Consider the following 16,153-nt stretch of genomic DNA (forward strand, 5'->3'; position numbering starts at 1 on the left):
TAAAAACAACTCTTTTTTTACTTTTTGAGCCCTGTTTTTCTCAAAAAAGCTAAAATTTATTAACAAAGTGGTATTTTGTGGTAAATTGTGGTAATAAAATATATATATTTGAGTTGTAAAAAGTAAATACCGCGCTTTGGATATATTTTTCTTTGGGGTTTTTAATTGTAAAGCTGATGCTAAGGGTCGGGTAATGTTGCCTGTGAGTCTTAGAAATCAAATCGCGCCTGTATTGAATAATGGGTTTGTAGTTAAGCGCTCTTATTATGAAGATTGTTTGGAATTGTATCCTATGAATGAGTGGAATACGGTAATGCGAGAGCTTAATGAATTAAGTAGGTACGAGGAAGAAAATATAGATTTTATTAGAAAATATACTGCCAGTTTAAGACAAGTAGAGATTGATGCTAATGGTAGGTTGTTAATTCCTAAAGATGTTATAACAGCAGTAGGTATTACAAAAAACGTTGTGTTAGCGCCAATAGGAAAACGTATTGAAATTTGGGATAAAGACCTTTATGATGCTAGGATATCTGCATCTAAAGAAGAGAAGGTTAGTCTAGCAAGAAAAGTAAGAAACACTGGAAAACCTAATAATGAGTTATCATAATCCTGTTTTGTTAAAGGAGTCTGTAGATGGGCTAGATATTAAAGAAGATGGTGTTTATGTAGATGTGACTTTTGGAGGAGGAGGACATTCTAGAGAAATATTAAAAAGTCTAGGAAGTAACGGTAAGTTGTTTGCTTTTGATCAGGATGAAGATGCTCTGGTAAATGTAATTGAGGATGATAGGTTTACACTTATTAATGAGAATTTTAGATATATAAAACAGTTTTTAAAGTTCTATGGCATTCGAAAGGTAGATGGAATTTTGGCAGATTTTGGAGTTTCGTCACATCAATTTGATAAAGCAGAAAGAGGTTTTTCTACTCGGTTTAACGCAGATTTAGATATGCGTATGAGTAAAAAAAATATGGTTTCTGCATACAGTGTAGTAAATGAGTATTCTTTTGATGATTTAAGAAAGGTTTTGTTTCAATATGGCGATTTGCGTAACGCAAATGCAATGGCAAATAAGATTATAGAAAAAAGAGAAGAGGCTAAAATAAAGACAACCGAAGGTTTAAAAGAGGTTTTAAAACAATTTTTGCCGCAACATAAAGAGCATAAAATATTAGCGCAAATATACCAGGCAATTAGAATAGAGGTAAATCAAGAGGTGCAAGTAATAGAAGAATTTTTGTTGCAAACACCAGATTTGTTAGATGCAGGAGGTAGGTTAAGTGCAATAAGTTATCATTCTCTAGAAGATAGATTGGTAAAAAGATTTATAAGAGCAGGGCAATTTGAGGGGGAGCCAGAGAAAGATTTTTACGGTAATGTAGATGTTCCATTTAAAAAAGTAGGAGGACTTATAGTTCCTTCTAGAGAAGAGATAAAAGAAAATAATAGGGCAAGGAGTGCTAAGCTTAGAATAGGGGTAAAACTATGAAAGTAAAGAAAGGCATATTAGATATTTTAAAGGGTAAGTTTTTAGTGAGTGGTGATGCTCCAAAAAATTGGCTCTTTATCATTTTTGCCTCTTTTTTGGCAACAATAATGATTGGTAGTTCGCACAGCGCAGATACTAAGGTGCATAAAATTGCGGCATTAAATGAGCAAGTACGTGAGCTAAGAAGTGAGTTTGTAGATGTGCGTTCTGATGTGCAAAGACTAAAGTTAGAATCAAAAATAACTGAGGTGTTAGCAGAAGCAAATTTGTATCCTTCAGAAACACCTCCAAAAAAAATAATGGTTAAATCTTTAAACACAGAAATACAATAATGCCAGTAACAGATAAAAGTATATTAACAAGATTATACTTTGTAGCAGGAGGGCTTTTCCTTTTTGCTGTCGCTGTTATGTTTAAACTGGTGAGTATACAAATGGTGCATGGAGATAAGTATAAGAACTTGGCAGACAAGCGTACTTCTAAAATGTTTACTATAGCGCCTAATCGTGGTAATTTGTACTCTGATGATGGTAGTTTATTGGCTACATCAGTTTCTAGGTATACTATTCGTTTTGATGCGGTTACTGTAAAGGATAAAACATTTAATGAAAATGTAAAACCTTTATCTAATGCATTGGCAAAACTTTTAGGGAATACACCTTCCTATTATCAGCAACTATTACGTAAGGCAAAGGCTAATAAAAACCGTTATACGTTATTAGCTAGAAATCTGGATTACTCAGATTATATGGCAATAAAGGAATTTCCTTTATTAAAAATGGGGCCTTATAAAGGAGGTTTAATTGTGGAGCAAAAAACAGTTAGAGAGCATCCTTTGGGTAAAATAGCAGAACGTAGTGTAGGTTATGAGCGCGTAGATGAAAATGGGTATTACACAAGAGTAGGTTTAGAAGGAGCTTTTGGACAGTATTTAGGAGGGGTAGAAGGGAAACGTTTAAAACAGAAAATAGCAAAAGGACAATGGAAGCCTATTGGTACAGATAATATTGTAGAGCCACAAGATGGGTACGATGTTATTTCTACTATAGATGTAAACATACAAGATATAGCGCATCATGCTTTATTAAAGCAGCTAGATTATTATAAAGCGGATCACGGTTGTGTAATTGTAATGGAAACTAAAACAGGCGAGGTAAAAGCAATATCTAATTTAGGAAGAACTAAAGAGGGTAAATATTACGAGCGTCTTAATTATGCAATAGGAGAATCTCATGAACCTGGTTCTACTTTTAAGTTAATGAATATTGTTGCTGCTTTAGAAGATGGTATAATAGATACCAGCACTGTAAAAGATACAGAAAAAGGATATTGGAAAATTTATAAGCATAGAGTAAGAGATTCTAAGCATGGCGGCTATGGTAAAATTACTATGTCTAAAGCTTTTGAAGTTTCTTCTAATACGGCATTTGCTAAAATGATTCATAACGGGTATAAAGAAAACCCAGAACGCTATGTAAATAGGTTAATGAATATGGGATTGCATAAAACATTAGGTATGCCTATAAAAGGAGAGGGGAAACCAGTTATTCGTTATCCAGGAGATAAAGGTTGGTCTGGTCTTTCTTTGGCACAAATGGCTTATGGTTATGAAGTTGCGCTAACTCCAATGCAAACCTTAGCGTTTTATAATGCTATTGCTAATGATGGCGAAATGGTAAAGCCAAGACTGATTAAAGAAGTAAAAGAATGGAATAGAACTATAGAGGTTTTTGATAAAGAAGTTCTTAACCCGTCAATATGCTCTAAAGAGACCATATCTAAAGTAAAGCGGTTATTAAAAAATACAGTAGAAAAGAAACATGGAACAGGGCACGGGTTGTATTCTCCTAATTTTTCTATGGCAGGAAAAACAGGGACTTGTCAAAAAGACTATGTTTCTAAAGACCCAGATAAACTAAAGTATATATCCACTTTTGCAGGTTACTTTCCTGCAGATAACCCTAAGTATTCTTGTATAGTAGTTATTCATGAACCAGATAAGAGTGTTGGGTATTATGGTGCAGATGTTTCTGGACCAGTATTTAAGTCTGTCGCACAAAAAGTTTACGCTACATCTCCTTTAGTAGATGAGATTAATATGAAAGATGTTAAGAATAAAAATTTAGATTCTTCGTATCAAAAATATTATGAGCAAGTGCAAAAACAACAGACTACAGTGCCAAATGTAAAAGGTATGTGTGGTATGGATGCCATTGCTATACTCGAGAACCTAGGGCTTAATGTAGAGGTAAAAGGAAACGGAAAAGTAAAAAAACAGTCGATATCTAAAGGAACAGAAATAAGTAAAGTAAAAAACAAAATAGTACTAGTACTTTCATGAAACTACTTAAAGACATATTATTTGGGGTAAGCCTATCGGCAGTTAGTGGAGACACTAATTGTTTGGTTAATGCTGTATGTTTTGATTCTAGAAGTGTAAGTTTAGATGATGTATTTGTGGCTATTAAAGGAACAATTACGGACGGTCATAAGTATATAGAAACTGCTATTAATTCTGGTGCTAAAGCTATAGTTTGTGAAACATTGCCAGAAGTTTTGGTTAATGGAGTAACCTATGTAGAAGTAGGTAGCGGAAATAGTGCTTTAGCAATTATGGCTTCTAATTTTTATGATACGCCATCAAAAAACTTAAAATTAGTAGGTATTACAGGAACAAATGGTAAAACAACTATTAGCAGTTTATTATATCAATTATTTATAAAAGCAGGGTTTAAGGTAGGTTTAATATCTACTATAAAAATAGTTGTAGATAATAAAGAGTTTCCTGCTACGCATACAACGCCAGATGCTTTAACTATTAATAAGTATTTAAATTTAATGAACATTGCTGGGGTGGAGTATTGTTTTATGGAAGTTAGTTCGCACGGTATTCATCAAAAAAGAACAGAAGGTTTGTTTTTTGAAGGAGCAATTTTCACCAATCTTTCTCATGATCACTTAGATTATCATAAAACTTTTGTAGAGTACAGAGATACTAAAAAAGTATTGTTTGATAATTTAAGTAAAAAGGCATTTGCACTTACCAATGTAGATGATAAGAATGGGGAGGTAATGCTCCAGAATACTAAAGCAAAAAAATATACGTATGCTTTAAAATCTTATGCAGATTATAGAGCGCAAATATTAGAAAATAGATTTGATGGTCAATTACTAAAAGTAAATGAACAAGAGCTGTGGACTAAATTAATAGGTCATTTTAATGCCTATAATATGCTTGCAATATTTGCTACAGCGGAATTGTTAGGATTAGAGAATCTGGAGACCTTACGCTTATTAAGTGAGTTAGATAATGTAGATGGTAGGTTTCAATATTATATATCTAAAGAAAAAATTACGGCAATAGTTGATTATGCCCATACGCCGGACGCCTTGAAAAATGTACTTGAGACAATCAATACATTGAGGACTGGAAATGAAAACGTCATCACCGTTGTGGGGTGTGGTGGCGATAGAGACAAGTCTAAGCGTCCGGTAATGGGTAATATTGCTTCCGAGATGAGTAATAAAGCCATTTTTACATCCGATAATCCTAGAACAGAAGTAGCTAGTATTATAATTGAAGAAATGGAAGCAGGTGTGGAACCTCAAAATTTCAGAAAAATCCTTTCAATAGAAAATCGTAAGCAAGCTATAAAAACAGCTTGCCAATTTGCGCAGGCTAATGATATTATTTTGGTGGCAGGCAAAGGGCACGAAACATATCAAGAAACCAATGGAGAAAGGGTGTATTTTGATGATTTTAAAATAGTTAAAGAGCTTTTAGCAGACCTAAACAAATAAGATAAAAAGAGAGTAATGCTGTATTATTTATTTGAATATTTAGAGAAACAATACCAATTTCCTGGAGCAAGTTTGTTCCAGTTTACCACGTTTCGTGCTGCAATGGCTATTCTTTTTTCTTTAATTATTGCTACTGTTTACGGGAAACGCGTAATAGTGTTTTTGCAAAAACAGCAAATAGGAGAAACGGTTAGAGATTTAGGTTTAGATGGGCAAAAGCAAAAAGCAGGAACACCAACAATGGGTGGCCTTATAATAATTATGGCTACTCTTATTCCTGTATTGTTATTTGCAAAATTAAATAACATCTATATTATTTTATTACTAGTAACCACAGTTTGGATGGGTATTATTGGTTTTATAGATGATTATATAAAGATTTTTAAAAAGGATAAAGAAGGTTTAAAAGGTCGTTTTAAAATTTTAGGACAAGTTGGTTTGGGTTTAATAGTAGGTGCAACTCTTTATTTTCATCCAGAAGTAACTATGCGTGAGCATAATAAAACGATGATTACCGAAAATTTTACGGTAGAGGAAGTTCGTGGGCAAGACATAAAATCTACCATGACAACAGTTCCTTTTTTTAAGAATAATGAAATGGACTATAGTAGTTTTATTTCTTGGATGGGAGATGGAGCTAAAGAATATGCATGGTTACTGTTCATTCCTATTGTAATCTTAATTGTTACAGCAGTTTCTAATGGCGCTAACCTTACAGATGGTATAGATGGTTTAGCGGCAGGAACTTCTGCTATAATAGTGTTTGCATTGGGCGTATTTACATGGGTTTCTGGTAATTATATTTTTTCAGAATACCTAGACATAATGTTTATCCCAAGGGCAGGAGAGTTGTTGGTTTTTGTAACCGCTTTTATGGGTGCTTTAATAGGGTTTTTATGGTATAATACATTTCCTGCTCAGGTATTTATGGGAGACACTGGGAGTTTAACTATAGGAGGTGTAATTGCGGTAATAGCTATTGTAATACGTAAAGAATTATTAATACCAGTGTTGTGTGGAATTTTCTTTGCAGAGAATATTTCAGTCATATTACAAGTAGGATATTTTAAATATACAAAGAAGAAAACAGGAGAGGGTAAACGTATTTTTTTAATGGCTCCTTTGCATCATCATTATCAAAAGAAGGGCTATCATGAGAGTAAAATAGTAACTCGTTTTTGGATTATAGGAATCTTGCTAGCTATTATAACTATAGTTACGCTTAAAGTAAGATAATAATGCAAAGGTTAGTAATACTAGGAGGAGGAGAAAGTGGTGTTGGAACTGCAATTCTAGGAAAAAAAGAAGGATATGAAGTTTTTGTATCTGATAGAGGAAAAATAAAAGAGGAATATAAAAACGTTCTTAAACATTTTGAGATTAATTGGGAAGAAGAGGTTCATACAGAATCTAAAATATTAAATGCCAATGTAGTAATGAAAAGCCCTGGTATACCAGACAAAGTTGCTTTAATACAAAAACTACATGCAAAAGGTATTCCTGTTATTTCGGAAATAGAGTTTGCATCAAAATATACCAATGCAACCATAATTGGTATTACGGGTAGTAATGGAAAAACTACAACTACAATGCTTACAAACTATATTTTTAAAGAGGCAGGTTTACATGTTGGTATGGCAGGTAATATTGGAGATAGTTACGCTAAAATGGTTTCTGAAAATTCCTATGATTACTATGTTTTAGAGATTAGTAGTTTTCAGCTAGACGGTATTGTGGATTTTAAACCACACATAGCTATTTTAACGAATATAACACCAGACCATTTAGATAGGTATGATTATAAGTTTGAAAACTATATAGCTTCTAAATTTAGGATTGCAAAAAATCAAGAACCAGAAGACTATTTAATTTATGATGCAGATGATGAAGTAATAGTACAATGGTTACAGAATAACCCAGTTAAGTCTCAATTAATTCCTTTTTCTATAAAAGAACAATTAGAAGAAGGAGCATTTATTCAGGACGAAAAAATAATTATAAAGACACAAAATAACACTATAGAAATGACGACAGAGACCTTGGCCTTAGAAGGAAAACACAATCTTAAAAACACAATGGCAGCATCTACTGCTGCAAAATTGGTGAGCATAAGAAAAGAAACTATACGTAATAGTATTGCTGCTTTTCAGGGTGCAGAACACCGTTTAGAGAAGGTGTTAAAAATTAATCATGTACAGTATGTAAATGATTCTAAGGCTACCAATGTAAATGCAACTTACTATGCTTTAGATAGTATGAAAACGGCTACGGTTTGGATAGTTGGTGGTGTAGATAAAGGAAACAATTATAAAGAGCTAATGTCTTTAGTAAGAGAAAAAGTAAAGGCAATTATTTGTTTAGGAGAGGACAACTCTAAAATTATAGATGCCTTTGGTAATGTTGTGGATTTGTTGGTAGAAACATATGCTATGGAAGAAGCGGTGAAAGTGGCATATAAAATAGCTGGTCGTGGAGAAACGGTATTATTGTCTCCTGCATGTGCAAGCTTCGATTTGTTTAAGAATTACGAAGACAGAGGAAATCAATTTAAAGCAGCAATTAAAAATTTATAAAAGTGCTTAATTTATTTAAAAATATTGGTGGAGATAAAGCTATTTGGGCAGTTGTTGCTCTTTTGGCCTTATTCTCATTTTTACCAGTATATAGCTCTAGTAGTAACTTGGTTTATGTTGTTGGTAATGGCACTACTATGGGGCATTTAGTAAAACATGCTTTGCTTTTATTTTTAGGTTTCGGAATTATTTATGGAGTCCATAAAATACCGACGCATTTTTTTAAAGGGCTCTCCTTAATTGCAATGCCTGTAGTGTTAATTTTATTGGTATTTACGTTAGCACAAGGAACAACTAGCGGAGGAACAAATGCAAGCAGATGGATTCGTTTACCATTGGTAGGTTTAGGGTTTCAACCATCTAATTTGGCGGCTGTGGTTTTAATGATTTATGTAGCTCGTTACCTTACTAAAATAAAAGATAAAGTAGTCACTTTTACAGAGAGTATACTCCCTTTATGGGTTCCAGTTTTTTTAACGGTTATATTAATTTTACCGGCAAACTTTTCTACTGCAGCAATAATTTTTTCTATGGTCTTAATGCTTTGTTTTTTAGGAGGGTATCCTATTAAATATTTGTTAGGAATTATAGGTACAGGAATAGCCTTTTTAGCAATTTTTATTCTTATAGCGAAGGCAGCGCCAGATTTGTTTCCAAATAGAGTAGATACTTGGATGAGTAGGGTAGATAATTTTGCAAACCCGGAAGATACGGAGGCAGATTATCAAATAGAAAAAGCTAAAATAGCTATAGCAACAGGAGGTATAGTTGGTAAAGGAGCAGGAAAGAGTGTGCAGAAAAATTTCTTACCGCAAAGTTCTTCAGATTTCATTTTTGCCATTATAGTAGAGGAATATGGTTTAATAGGAGGTTTTGTGTTGATGTTTTTTTATTTATTACTGCTTTTTAGAATAATAGTAGTAGCAAATGGAAGTACAACAATATTTGGAAAATTACTGGTTTTAGGAGTGGGTTTGCCAATTGTTTTTCAGGCATTAATTAACATGGCTGTCGCGGTAGAATTATTCCCTGTTACTGGACAAAATTTACCATTAGTTAGTATGGGAGGAACCTCTAGTTGGATGATATGTTTGGCTATAGGAATAATATTAAGTGTTAGTAATAAAGAAACCGAAATAGAAGAGAGTATAAGTGCAGATATAGATGAAGCTAACCCTTTAGAAATATTAAGTGGACAATTATAAATTTATTCTTTCTGGAGGAGGTACAGGTGGGCATATTTATCCGGCTATTGCCATAGCAAACGAGTTAAAGAAAAGATACCCGAATGCAGAGTTTCTTTTTGTTGGGGCAAAAGATAGGATGGAGATGGAGAAAGTGCCACAAGCAGGATATAAAATTGAAGGTTTGTGGATTACAGGATTACAACGAAAGTTGACTATAAAGAATTTAATGTTTCCTTTTAAACTAATAAGCAGTTTGTTAAGAGCAAGAAAAATAGTATCGCAGTTTAAACCTAACGCCGTAATTGGTACTGGGGGCTTTGCTAGTGGACCGTTACTTAAAATTGCATCAGGGAGAAAAGTGCCTTGTTTATTACAGGAGCAAAATTCTTATGCAGGGGTTACAAATAAACTTTTAAAAGATGCTGTAGCTAAAATTTGTGTTGCTTATGATGGTATGGATAAATTTTTTCCAGCGCATAAAATTGTAAAAACGGGAAACCCTGTTCGTGAAGATTTAATTGCGCTTACTACGGATAAGAAAGAGGCTTTAAGTTTTTTTGAGTTACAGGAAAGTAAGCAAACATTAGTTGTTTTAGGAGGAAGTTTAGGAGCTCGTAGAATAAATCAATTAATAGAAAAAAAACTAGATTTTTTTAAAGAAGCTGGTTTACAAATTATATGGCAGTGTGGTAAGCTATATTACGAGGAGTATAAAAAATACAATTCAGGCACTATAAAAGTAATGGCTTTTATAAATAAAATGAATTATGCTTACACTAGTGCAGATATTATTATCTCAAGAGCAGGTGCAGGTTCTGTATCTGAGTTAAGTATTGTTGGTAAACCTGTGATTTTTATACCATCACCAAATGTGGCAGAAGACCATCAAACAAAAAATGCAATGGCTTTAGTGGATAAAAATGCTGCTATACTAGTAAAGGAGAAGGATTTAGAGGCTGATTTTGATACTATTTTTTCAGATTTAATTACATCAAAAGAAAAGCAAGAAGAAATTGCTAAAAACATAAAGAATATGGCATTACCAAATGCTACAAAAGATATAGTAGACCAAATAGAAATATTGTTCCAAAAATAAAATGAATTTAAAACAAATACATAACGTTTACTTTATAGGCATAGGAGGCATAGGAATGTCTGCTTTAGCACGTTATTTTAAATTCATAAATAAAAATGTGGCAGGGTATGATAAAACAGAGACCCCATTAACACAAGAGCTTCAGGGAATTGGAATAGCAATACATTATGAAGATGCTATAAATACTATTGCTGCAGAATACCTAGATGTAGAAAAAACACTTATAGTTTATACTCCTGCTGTACCAACTTCGCATGGGGAGTATCAATACTTTTTAAATAATGGTTTTACAATAAAAAAACGTTCAGAGGTATTAGGAATTATTACTAAGGATACTTTTTGTTTTGCAGTTGCAGGTACCCATGGAAAAACTACGACATCGAGTATTTTGGCTCATTTGTTAAAAGAAACGGGAACGCCCATTACTGCTTTTTTAGGAGGTATATCAGAAGATTTTAATAGTAATTTTCTTTTAGAAGGAACAGAATATTCCGTTGTGGAGGCCGATGAGTTTGATCGTTCTTTTTTACAATTATCTCCGAGTATGGCATGCATAACCTCTATGGATGCAGATCATTTAGATATTTATGGAACAGAAGAAGAATTGAAAAATTCTTTTAAAGAATTTACAAAACGTATAAAACCAAATGGGAAGCTGTTTGTGCGTAATGGTTTACCTATAGATGGTATAACCTATGGAATAGAAGATGATTCGGATTTTTGTATTCGAAATTTAAAAATAGAACATGGTGCCTACATTTTTGATTTGGGAACTCCTAATGAAGTTATAAAGGGAGTTACTTTTAATAAGCCAGGAAGACATAATTTGTTAAATGGCTTAGTTGCTTTTGCAATGGCGATACAGGCTGGTTCCCCTGCCAATCGCCTTGCTAATGCGCTTGCTACATTTAAGGGCGTACAGCGTAGGTTTTCTTATCAAATTAAAACCAAGAATTTAGTTTATGTGGATGATTATGCGCATCATCCTACAGAAATTAATGCCGTTTGCAATGCAATTTATGAAATGCATCCAAAGAAAAAAGTGTTAGCTATTTTTCAACCACATTTATTTTCAAGGACTAAAGATTTTATTAAAGAATTTGCAGAAAGTCTGTCAAAGTTTGATAGTATTTTATTGTTAGATATATATCCGGCAAGAGAAAAACCTATAGAAGGAGTTACTTCGGAATGGTTATTAGAAAAAATAAAAAACCCTAATAAAAAATTAATTAATAAAGCAAATATTATTTCAGAAATTAAACAACAAAACCCTGAAATAATAATTACAATGGGAGCAGGAGATATTGGTTTAGAAGTAGAAAAAATAAAAAAAGAATTACACTATGAAAATTAATTGGAGTTATATTAAGATTTTTGGTTTAAGCCTTGTTTTATTAGGTTTGTACGCGTTTTCTAATCATAGAAATGGAGAAAAAAATATTAAAAAAGTAAACATAGAATTTGTTGGAAATGACAATTTATACCTTACGCAAGGCATGGTTAATAAATTGTTAATACAAAATTACGGGAACCTTGAAAACGTCTCAAAAGAAAAATTAGCTTTGAATACTGTGGAGAAGGCTATTGAAGCTAATGACATGGTGAAAAAAGCCCAAGTGTATCTTACTGTAGATGGGGAGCTTACGTCTAGAATTGTTCAACGAAAGCCAATCGCAAGAATTACGGGGAATACAAATTGTTATCTAGATGACGAAGGAAAACGCATGCCGTTATCCAGAAATCACTCGGCTAGGGTACCAATTATTACGGGTAAAATATCGGGAGATAGTTTAGAAGATGTATATGAAATTTTAAAATACATAAATGAGGATGAGTTTCTAAGAAAAAATGTAATAGGAATTCATATTAAAGATGTAAATAACTATCAACTAAAATTTAGAATGGAACAATTTGTTGTTAGTCTGGGTGGGGTAGATAATTTGGAAGAAAAATTTAACAATTTTAAAGCCTTTTATACCAAGGCTAATAAGGACAAAACTTTGGAGAATTTTACAATGGTTAGTCTAGAGTTTAATAATCAAGTAGTGTGCACCAAAATATAGAAACAATGGAACAAGGTAATTATTCAGTAGGTTTAGACATAGGAACTACCAAAATTGTAGCAATTATTGGTAAGGAGAATGAATATGGTAAAATCGAAATTCTTGGCATTGGTAAATCTAAGAGTTTGGGAGTACATAGAGGTGTAGTAAATAATATTACACAAACTATAAAATCTATACAACAAGCTGTAGAGGAAGCAGAAGCAAATTCTGGTTTACGAATAGGCTCTGTTGTTGTTGGTATAGCGGGGCAACACATACGTAGCTTACAGCACAGTGATTATATTTCTAGGGACGACTCCGAAAAAGTTATTAATGATAATGATTTGGATACACTTTGTAACCAAGTATATAAATTAATAATGCTACCTGGAGAAGAAATTATTCATGTGTTACCGCAAGAGTATAAAGTAGATGGGCAGGCAGAAATTAAAGAGCCTATTGGAATGTACGGTGGCAGGTTAGAGGCCAATTTTCACGTAGTAGTTGGTCAAGTAACTTCTATAAAAAATATTGGCAGATGCATTAAAAGTGCAGGTTTAGACCTAGGAAATATAACTTTAGAGCCATTAGCATCATCTAATGCAGTATTAAGTCAAGAAGAGAAAGAAGCTGGTGTAGCATTAATAGATATAGGAGGTGGTACTACAGATTTAGCCATTTTTAAAGATGGTATTATAAGACATACTGCTGTTATTCCTTTTGGAGGTGGTGTAATTACAGAAGATATAAAAGAAGGTTGTTCTATTATAGAAAAACAAGCAGAGCTTCTTAAAATAAAATTTGGTTCTGCATGGCCAGGAGAAAATAAGGATAATGAAATAGTATCTATACCTGGTTTAAGAGGTAGAGAGCCTAAAGAAATATCTCTTAAAAATCTTTCTAAAATTATTCATGCAAGAGTAGTAGAAATTATTGAGCAGGTATATGTAGAGATAAAAAACTACGGTCATGAAGAACAAAAGAAAAAATTAATTGCAGGTATAGTTTTAACAGGAGGCGGTAGCCAATTAAAGCATTTAAAGCAATTAGTAGAATATATTACAGGAATGGATACTAGAATAGGGTATCCTAATGAGCATTTAGCAGGAGATTCAGATAAAGAAGTAGTAAGCCCATTATATGCAACTAGTGTTGGTTTATTAATGAATGCTATAGAGAATGACGCTAGAATTAAAAGAATAGAAGAGTTAAATAATTTAGAGCAAGAAGAGAATAATACGGTAACTGAAGAAGAACCTGTTTTAGTAGAAAATGGTAATTTAGAAGCACCGCAAGAACAAAGTAAAGCCCCTAGAAAATCTGTTTTAGATAAATGGTCTGATAAGCTGAAAGACTTTTTAGATAACGCAGAATAGAACATTAGAATTAAGAACACATATTAACCAGTAATTTAAATAGCATGAGTAACAACACGGAATTTGAAAATATTTCTTTTGATTTACCTAAGAATCAAAGTAACGTTATTAAGGTAGTTGGAGTAGGTGGGGGCGGTAGTAATGCCATTAATCACATGTTCCAAGCCGGTATTAACGGTGTAGATTTTATTATTTGTAACACAGATTCGCAAGCTTTAGATAATAGCCCTGTACCAAATAAAATTCAATTAGGTGTTTCTCTTACAGAAGGATTGGGGGCTGGTGCTAACCCAGAAGTAGGAGAGCAAGCTGCCATTGAAAGTATGGAAGACATAAAAGCTATGTTGGGTACTACTACAAAAATGATTTTTATTACTGCGGGTATGGGTGGTGGAACAGGAACTGGTGCTGCTCCAATTATAGCCAAGATCGCAAAAGAAATGGATGTTCTTACAGTAGGGATTGTTACTATGCCTTTTCAATTTGAAGGTAAAATGCGAGGACAACAATCGCAATTAGGAATTGAAAAATTACGTGCCAATGTAGATTCTTTAATTGTAATAAATAATAATAAACTAAGAGAAGTATACGGTAACTTAGGGTTTAAAGCTGGTTTCTCTAAAGCAGATGAAGTGTTGGCAACCGCTGCTCGTGGTATTGCAGAAGTAATTACACATCACTACACTCAGAATATTGACCTTAGAGATGCTAAAACAGTACTTTCTAATAGTGGAACAGCAATTATGGGTTCTGCAGTTGCTTCTGGATCTTCAAGAGCCAATGAAGCAATAATGAAAGCATTAGACTCTCCATTATTAAATGATAATAAAATTAATGGTGCAAAAAATGTATTATTACTTATAGTATCTGGTTCACAAGAAATTACTATTGACGAGATAGGAGAAATTAATGACCATATACAAGTAGAGGCAGGTTACGGAGCAAACATAATAATGGGTGTTGGTGAAGATGAAGATTTAGGAGAAGCAATTGCTGTAACGGTTATTGCTACGGGTTTTAATGTAGACCAGCAAGATGATATTGTGAATACAGAATCTAAAAAAATTATTCACACACTTGAAGATGGTCAAAAAGCCGAAAAAGATTTAACGCAAAACAATATAGTACACCAATTAATAGATGATTCTGAAGATAAAGTTACTAATACTGTAGCGCATACTTTAGAAGATGATAGTGATTTAGATTTAATCCCTACAACAAACTACATTAAAAACTTTAATGTGTTTTATGATGAAGTAGTAGCAGAAAATGTAAGTGAAGATGATTTTATTATTATAGACTCTTCAAATACTATTAAGAATATGAATGTGGTAGATGCAGAAGAAGTTAAACCAAAGCAAGAAGACGATATGTTTGCTATGAGTTTTGATATGCCATTAAAAGAAACTAAAGAAGAACAAGAGAATGTAATTACGTTTAGTTTAGATGATGATATTAAAGATGTAGACGTAAACGAGCATATAGAAGTGATTCCTGTTTTAGAATACAATAAAGATGGAGAAAAAAGATATAGTTTAGATGACTATATGGAGCTGGAGAATAAACTCACAGGAGCAAAATCTAAAGCAGAAGAATTTGAGCCAAAGATTGTAGAAGATGAGTTGGTGTTTCAAAAAAGAACAGTAAGCCCTTCTCCTGAAGCTATACAAGAAGAAGTAGACCCATTAGAAAAGCCAATAGAAGAGCTTTTAAAAGAAAGAGCAGACGAACGCAGAAGAAAATTAAAAGATTACAATTATAAGTTTCAAGGAAACTCTAGTGTAGATGAGATAGAAAAAGAACCTGCATATAAAAGAAAGGGAATTGATTTAAATAATAATGCGGCTGAAAAAAAAATTTCTAGAACCACTTTAGGTTCCGATAGTAATGATGAAATTCAGTTACGATCTAATAATTCTTTTTTACATGATAATGTAGATTAAGCAATGTATTACCAAGTTTATTAAACCCGAAAATAGAAATTATTTTCGGGTTTATTTTTTTATCTTCGCACTACTAAAAATTTATAGTTATGAGCTTACAATCTAAGGTTATGGAGCAGATGAAAGCTGCTATGAAAGCAAAAGATTCTGTTGCATTACAATCATTAAGAGCAATAAAATCTGCATTATTATTAGCGCAAACAGAAAGTGGTTCTAAAAAAGAATTATCTGAAGAGGAAGAAGTTAAACTAGTGCAAAAACTTGTTAAGCAAAGGAAAGATAGTGCCGCTATTTTTACAGAACAAGGTAGGGCAGATTTAGCAGAACCAGAATTAGCAGAAGTTGCTGTAATAGAACAATTTTTACCAGAACAATTAACCGAGGAAGAAGTAGAAAAAGTAGTGGTACAAACTATAGAGGCTACTGGAGCTTCAGGAATGAAAGATATGGGCAAAGTTATGGGTATGGTATCTAAAGAATTATCTGGACAAGCAGATGGAAAAACTATTTCTACTGTTGTAAAAAAATTACTTTCCTAAAAATACATAAGGCCGCGTGGCGCAACTGAATAGCGCATCAGATTTCGGCTCTGAGGGTTGGGGGTTTGAATCCCTTCGCGGTCACTAGTAAGGCAAGTAT

At 33.0% G+C, this 16,153-nt stretch carries 14 protein-coding genes and 1 tRNA gene; all 15 read left to right on the top strand.

Going from position 1 to position 16,153, the window contains the following annotated elements:
- Positions 1 to 136 precede the first annotated feature (136 nt).
- The 15 genes from Q0945_RS11275 to Q0945_RS11345 all read left to right on the top strand — a co-directional run bounded on the left by Q0945_RS11275 (position 137) and on the right by Q0945_RS11345 (position 16,137).
- Positions 137 to 610, top strand: a complete 474-nt coding sequence (locus Q0945_RS11275) for a division/cell wall cluster transcriptional repressor MraZ (protein WP_299434572.1) — start codon at positions 137 to 139, stop codon at positions 608 to 610.
- Positions 597 to 1,493 (top strand): 16S rRNA (cytosine(1402)-N(4))-methyltransferase RsmH, encoded by an 897-nt coding sequence (gene rsmH / locus Q0945_RS11280; protein WP_299434574.1) that lies wholly within the window; start codon positions 597 to 599, stop codon positions 1,491 to 1,493. Before Q0945_RS11275 ends, rsmH begins: the two co-directional genes overlap by 14 nt.
- Entirely contained in the window at positions 1,490 to 1,825 is a 336-nt protein-coding gene (locus tag Q0945_RS11285) for an FtsL-like putative cell division protein (protein ID WP_299434576.1), read from the top strand. Before rsmH ends, Q0945_RS11285 begins: the two co-directional genes overlap by 4 nt.
- On the top strand, positions 1,825 to 3,834 hold the full coding sequence (locus Q0945_RS11290) for a penicillin-binding protein (protein ID WP_299434578.1): 2,010 nt from the start codon (positions 1,825 to 1,827) through the stop codon (positions 3,832 to 3,834). The genes Q0945_RS11285 and Q0945_RS11290 overlap by 1 nt, the downstream gene beginning before the upstream one ends.
- Entirely contained in the window at positions 3,831 to 5,294 is a 1,464-nt protein-coding gene (locus Q0945_RS11295) for a UDP-N-acetylmuramoyl-L-alanyl-D-glutamate--2,6-diaminopimelate ligase (protein ID WP_299434580.1), read from the top strand. Before Q0945_RS11290 ends, Q0945_RS11295 begins: the two co-directional genes overlap by 4 nt.
- Before the next feature lie 15 nt (positions 5,295 to 5,309).
- Positions 5,310 to 6,530 carry a phospho-N-acetylmuramoyl-pentapeptide-transferase gene (gene mraY / locus Q0945_RS11300; RefSeq protein WP_299434582.1) on the top strand — a complete coding sequence of 407 codons (1,221 nt, stop codon included), beginning with the start codon at positions 5,310 to 5,312 and terminating at the stop codon, positions 6,528 to 6,530.
- Positions 6,531 to 6,532: 2 nt separating this feature from the next.
- Positions 6,533 to 7,867: a UDP-N-acetylmuramoyl-L-alanine--D-glutamate ligase gene (gene murD, locus Q0945_RS11305; protein WP_299434584.1), complete on the top strand. Its 1,335-nt coding sequence runs from the start codon at positions 6,533 to 6,535 to the stop codon at positions 7,865 to 7,867.
- Between the two features lie 2 nt (positions 7,868 to 7,869).
- Positions 7,870 to 9,072: an FtsW/RodA/SpoVE family cell cycle protein gene (locus Q0945_RS11310; RefSeq protein WP_299434586.1), complete on the top strand. Its 1,203-nt coding sequence runs from the start codon at positions 7,870 to 7,872 to the stop codon at positions 9,070 to 9,072.
- Complete coding sequence (gene murG / locus Q0945_RS11315; protein WP_299434588.1) at positions 9,059 to 10,150, top strand: undecaprenyldiphospho-muramoylpentapeptide beta-N-acetylglucosaminyltransferase; 1,092 nt, start codon at positions 9,059 to 9,061, stop codon at positions 10,148 to 10,150. The genes Q0945_RS11310 and murG overlap by 14 nt, the downstream gene beginning before the upstream one ends.
- Position 10,151: 1 nt before the next feature.
- Entirely contained in the window at positions 10,152 to 11,504 is a 1,353-nt protein-coding gene (gene murC / locus Q0945_RS11320) for a UDP-N-acetylmuramate--L-alanine ligase (RefSeq protein WP_299434590.1), read from the top strand.
- The gene (locus Q0945_RS11325) at positions 11,494 to 12,213 is read left to right on the top strand and encodes a cell division protein FtsQ/DivIB (protein WP_299434592.1); all 720 of its coding nucleotides are present in this window, start codon (positions 11,494 to 11,496) and stop codon (positions 12,211 to 12,213) included. The genes murC and Q0945_RS11325 overlap by 11 nt, the downstream gene beginning before the upstream one ends.
- A gap of 5 nt (positions 12,214 to 12,218) precedes the next feature.
- Positions 12,219 to 13,571 (top strand): cell division protein FtsA, encoded by a 1,353-nt coding sequence (ftsA, locus tag Q0945_RS11330; protein WP_299434593.1) that lies wholly within the window; start codon positions 12,219 to 12,221, stop codon positions 13,569 to 13,571.
- 44 nt (positions 13,572 to 13,615) lie between these two features.
- On the top strand, positions 13,616 to 15,514 hold the full coding sequence (gene ftsZ, locus Q0945_RS11335; RefSeq protein WP_299434595.1) for a cell division protein FtsZ: 1,899 nt from the start codon (positions 13,616 to 13,618) through the stop codon (positions 15,512 to 15,514).
- Between the two features lie 89 nt (positions 15,515 to 15,603).
- Positions 15,604 to 16,053, top strand: coding sequence for a GatB/YqeY domain-containing protein (locus tag Q0945_RS11340; RefSeq protein ID WP_299434597.1), 450 nt, complete (start codon positions 15,604 to 15,606; stop codon positions 16,051 to 16,053).
- Positions 16,054 to 16,063: 10 nt separating this feature from the next.
- Positions 16,064 to 16,137 (top strand) — tRNA-Arg (locus Q0945_RS11345).
- Positions 16,138 to 16,153 lie beyond the last annotated feature (16 nt).

The sequence above is a fragment of the uncultured Maribacter sp. genome (assembly GCF_947500405.1).
Classification (GTDB): Bacteria; Bacteroidota; Bacteroidia; order Flavobacteriales; family Flavobacteriaceae; genus Maribacter_B.

Bases quoted from the DNA above. Each gene is read 5' to 3' on its own strand.
- rsmH (WP_299434574.1), top strand. From the start codon at position 597: ATGAGTTATCATAATCCTGTTTTGTTAAAGGAGTCTGTAGATGGGCTA.
- Q0945_RS11285 (WP_299434576.1), top strand. From the start codon at position 1,490: ATGAAAGTAAAGAAAGGCATATTAGATATTTTAAAGGGTAAGTTTTTA.
- Q0945_RS11290 (WP_299434578.1), top strand. From the start codon at position 1,825: ATGCCAGTAACAGATAAAAGTATATTAACAAGATTATACTTTGTAGCA.
- Q0945_RS11295 (WP_299434580.1), top strand. From the start codon at position 3,831: ATGAAACTACTTAAAGACATATTATTTGGGGTAAGCCTATCGGCAGTT.
- mraY (WP_299434582.1), top strand. From the start codon at position 5,310: ATGCTGTATTATTTATTTGAATATTTAGAGAAACAATACCAATTTCCT.
- murD (WP_299434584.1), top strand. From the start codon at position 6,533: ATGCAAAGGTTAGTAATACTAGGAGGAGGAGAAAGTGGTGTTGGAACT.
- murC (WP_299434590.1), top strand. From the start codon at position 10,152: ATGAATTTAAAACAAATACATAACGTTTACTTTATAGGCATAGGAGGC.
- Q0945_RS11325 (WP_299434592.1), top strand. From the start codon at position 11,494: ATGAAAATTAATTGGAGTTATATTAAGATTTTTGGTTTAAGCCTTGTT.
- ftsA (WP_299434593.1), top strand. From the start codon at position 12,219: ATGGAACAAGGTAATTATTCAGTAGGTTTAGACATAGGAACTACCAAA.
- ftsZ (WP_299434595.1), top strand. From the start codon at position 13,616: ATGAGTAACAACACGGAATTTGAAAATATTTCTTTTGATTTACCTAAG.
- Q0945_RS11340 (WP_299434597.1), top strand. From the start codon at position 15,604: ATGAGCTTACAATCTAAGGTTATGGAGCAGATGAAAGCTGCTATGAAA.